Origin of the sequence: Pseudomonas sp. 43(2021), from assembly GCF_017490805.1 — a bacterium.
GTDB lineage: Bacteria > Pseudomonadota > Gammaproteobacteria > Pseudomonadales > Pseudomonadaceae > Aquipseudomonas.
Genome location: NZ_JAFGYJ010000510.1, coordinates 1 through 450 on the forward strand (window position 1 = coordinate 1; position 450 = coordinate 450).

Annotated in this window: 1 protein-coding gene; it reads left to right on the forward strand. The window is 62.2% G+C overall.

Going from position 1 to position 450, the window contains the following annotated elements:
• Positions 1–450, forward strand: a 450-nt coding sequence (locus J5M71_RS28430; RefSeq protein ID WP_207838973.1) for a gamma-glutamyltransferase, incomplete at both ends; no start/stop codon positions are given.

Consider the following 450-nt stretch of genomic DNA (forward strand, 5'->3'; position numbering starts at 1 on the left):
GTGTAGAGCCCCACGAGGGCAGCAACACCACGCACTATTCGATTGTCGACAAGTGGGGCAATGCCGTTTCGGTGACGTACACGCTCAACGACTGGTTCGGCGCGGGCGTCATGGCCAGCAAGACCGGGGTGATTCTCAACGACGAGATGGACGACTTCACCTCCAAGGTCGGCGTGCCGAACATGTACGGGCTGGTCCAGGGGGAGGCCAATGCCATCGCACCGGGCAAGGCGCCGCTGTCGTCGATGAGTCCGACCATCGTCACCAAGGATGGCAAAGTGGTGATGGTGGTCGGCACGCCGGGTGGTAGCCGGATCATCACCGCGACCTTGCTGACCATGCTCAACGTCATCGATTACGGCATGGGCTTGCAGGAAGCGGTCGACGCGCCGCGCTTCCATCAGCAGTGGATGCCGGAGGAAACCAACCTCGAAGACTTCGCCGCCAGCC